Below are 3,742 nucleotides of genomic sequence, written 5' to 3'. Positions count from 1 at the left end.
GCGTATGTGGCGATCGATCCGACGCAGCCGGTCGAGCGGATCGGCTATGTGCTCGACGACGCGGCGCCGGTGTTGGTGATCACGGACGGCGCGAATGCCTCGCGGGTGCCGTCCTCGTGGTCCCGGGCCGGGGGTGCGGTGTTGGTTCTCGACGAGCCTGCGGTGGTCGCGGTGCTGGAGGGTCTGCCGTCGTCGCCGGTCGGTGACGTCGATCGTTTGTTGCCGTTGTCGGGTTCGCATCCGGCTTATGTGGTTTATACGTCGGGTTCGACGGGTCGGCCGAAGGGTGTGGTGGTTTCGCAGGCGGGGTTTGCGAACACTGTGGCGGCGGGGTGTGCGCGGTTTGTGGCCGGGGCGGGTTCGCGGGTGGCGCAGTTCGCGTCGGTGGGGTTCGACAACTTCTGTCTGGAGTGGTCGGTGGCCTTGTCGTCGGGTGCGGCGCTGGTGGTGGTGCCCGAGGAGCGTCGGCTCGGTGCGGAGTTGGCCGGGTTCTTCGCCGACGAGGCGATCACCCACGCGACCCTGCCGCCCGCCGTGTTGGCCGGACTGCCTGTCGAGGCGATGCGGTCGGATGTGGTCCTGGAAGTGGGCGGCGAGGCGTGCCCGCCGGATCTGGTGGCTCGTTGGGCGTCCGGTCGGGTCATGTTCAACACGTACGGGCCGACCGAGACGACGGTGGACGCCACGGTGTGGCGTTGTCGGCCCGGGGTGGGCGAGGTCCCGATCGGGCGGCCGATCGCGAATGCTCGGGCGTATGTGTTGGATGATCGTCTCGCACTCGTGCCGCCGGGGGTGACCGGTGAGTTGTATGTGGCGGGTGCGGGTCTGGCTCGGGGTTATCTCGGTCGGGCGGCGTTGACCGGTGAGCGTTTCGTGGCGTCGCCGTTCGGCTCGGGCGAGCGGATGTACCGGACCGGTGACCGGGCGCGGTGGACGGCGGCCGGTGAGTTGGTCTTCGCCGGTCGGGCCGACGATCAGGTGAAGATTCGGGGGTTCCGGATCGAGCCCGGCGAGATCGAGGCGGCATTGGCCGCACACCCCCGGATCGCGCGGGTTGCCGTGGTCGTGCGCGACGACACCGTCCCGGGTGTTTCACGGGACCGGCGCCTGGTGGCCTACGTCGTGCCGCGCGAGGGTGAGCCCACCGAGGAACTGCCCGAGACGTTGACGAGGTTCGCAGCCGGTCGGTTGCCGGAGTACATGGTTCCGTCGGCAATCGTCGTGCTGGACGCCATCCCGCTGACCGCGAACGGGAAGCTCGACCGCAAGGCGCTGCCCGCCCCCGAATACCCGACCGGGACGAACGGTCGTGGCCCGTCCTCGCTGCGTGAGGAGGTGCTGTGCGCCGCGTTCGCCGAGGTGCTGGGTCTGCCGTCGGTCGGCGTGGACGACAACTTCTTCGCGCTCGGCGGACATTCGCTGCTGGCGGTGACGTTGGTCGAGCGGTTGCGGGCGCGTGGGGTGTCGGTATCGGTGCGGGCCCTGTTCGCAACGCCGACGGTGGCCGGGTTGGCCGCGTCGGTCGGCGCGGAACCGGTGTCGGTTCCGGCGAACCGGATCCCGGCGGACGCGTCGACGCTGACGCCGGACATGTTGCCGCTGGTGGATCTGTCCGAGGCCGAGGTCGCGCGCGTCGTCGCGTCGATCGACGGCGGGGCCGCCAACATCGCCGACGTCTACCCGCTCGCGCCGCTCCAGCAGGGCATCCTCTTCCACCACCTGATGGCGGGTGACGAAGAGCGCGACGTGTACATATCCCCGTTCGTGCTGGAGTTCGACACGCGGGAGCGCCTCGACGCTTTCCTGCGGGCCCTCCAACAGGTGATCGACCGGCACGACATCTACCGCACGGCGATCCTGTGGGACGGCGTCCCGGACCCGCTTCAGGTGGTGCAGCGGCACGCTGCGCTTCCGGTGCGCGAGATCGCGCCCGCCGAGGACGGCGACGACGCCGTCGCGCGGCTCCTGGCCGCCGGTGGGCTGACCATGGACATCGGTCGCGCACCGCTGATCGACGCACACGTCACGCCCGCGCCCGAAGCCGGCCGCTGGTACGGCATGTTGCGCGTGCACCACATCGTTCAGGACCACACCGGCATGGAGGTGCTGCTTCAGGAGGTGCGCGCCTTCCTCGCCGGTCGCGGTGACGACCTCGCGCCGGCACTGCCGTTCCGGGACTTCGTGGTGCAGGCGCGGGAGAGTCTGCGGCACGGTGGTCACGAGGAGTTCTTCGCGGAGTTGCTGGGTGATGTCACCGAGACCACGGCGCCGTTCGGGTTGTTGGACGTGCGTGGCGACGGCAGCGGTGTGCGGCGGGCCGAGTTGCCGGTGGCGGCCGACGTGGGTGTGCGGATTCGGGAGGTGGCGCGAGACCTCGGGGTCACGCCCGCGACGCTCCTGCATGTGGCCTGGGCACGCGTGTTGTCCGTGCTCTCCGGGCGGGACGATGTCGTGTTCGGGACGGTGTTGTTCGGGCGGATGAACGCGGGTGCCGGCGCCGACCGGGCGTCGGGTCTGTTCATGAACACGCTGCCGGTGCGGGTACGTACCGACCGGGTGGGCGCGTCGGCGGCCGTCGGCGCGATGCGGGACCAGCTCGCCGCGCTGATGGAGCACGAACACGCCCCGCTGGTGGTCGCCCAGCAGGCGAGCGGGCTCAGCGGAGACATGCCGCTGTTCACCGCCTTCTTCAACTACCGCTACGGCGGCGACCAAGGCGACCGGAGCCCCACCACCGACCGGGGCGGGCAAGACCCGCAGGGGGTCGGCTCGGGCGACGACGGTCCTGCGGGAATCCGTACGGTGTTCGCGTTGGAGCTGACGAACTTCCCGCTCGCGGTCTCGGTCGACGACCTCGGCACGGACGGCTTCGCGCTGACCGTGGATGCCGCGACTCCCGGTGACCCGCGGGTGGTCACGCGGTTGCTGCACACGACGGTCGAGAACCTCCTCGGCGCCCTCGCGAACGATGCCGACCGCGATGGACCGGACGTCCCGCTGAGCTCCGTCGCGGTGCTGGACGACGCCGAGCGGACCCGCCTGCTGGTGGAGTGGAACGACACGGCGGTGGACCTGCCGAACGATGTGGTGCCGGCGTTGTTCGCGGCGCGGGTGGCGGAGTCGCCGGACGCGGTGGCGGTGGTGTGCGATGGGGTCGAGACCTCGTACGCCGCGTTGGACGCGCGTGCGGGCGGCCTGGCGTGGTTGTTGCGCCGGTACGGGGTCGGTGCCGGCTCGGTGGTGGGTCTGTGTCTGCCGCGTGGTCTCGATGCCGTGGTGGCGATCCTGGCCGCGTGGCGGGTCGGCGCCGCGTATCTGCCGATCGACCCGGAGTACCCGTCGGATCGCATCGCGTTCATGCTCGCGGACAGTCGGGCAAGCACCCTGATCAGCACCACCGCACTGCTCGAAGAACGCCTTGCCGCGCTGCCCGACGACCTTCCCGCGCATCGACTGTCCACGATCGCGGTCGACACGCTCGGTTCGCCTGCCGAGGATGCGGCCATCGAGCCGTGGGCCTCGGTGCTGCCCGCGGAGTTGGCGTATGTGATCTATACGTCGGGTTCGACGGGTCGGCCGAAGGGTGTGGCGGTCACGCACGGCGGGCTGGCGAACTATGTGGTGTGGGCGGTGGAGGCGTATGGCGTGGGGGCCTCGGGTGGTGCGCCGTTGCACTCGTCGTTGGCGTTCGATCTGACGGTGACGAGTGTGTTGTTGCCGCTGGTGTCGGGGTCGGCGGTGA

At 70.4% G+C, this 3,742-nt stretch carries 1 protein-coding gene; it reads left to right on the top strand.

The annotated features are described in order from the left end of the window. A partial coding sequence (locus tag ACWCPW_RS51710) for an amino acid adenylation domain-containing protein (RefSeq protein WP_449768636.1) occupies nucleotides 1–3,742 on the top strand: 3,742 nt, incomplete at both ends.

The organism is Embleya sp. NPDC001921 (assembly GCF_053594475.1).
This window is presented reverse-complemented; position numbering and strand designations above follow the sequence as displayed.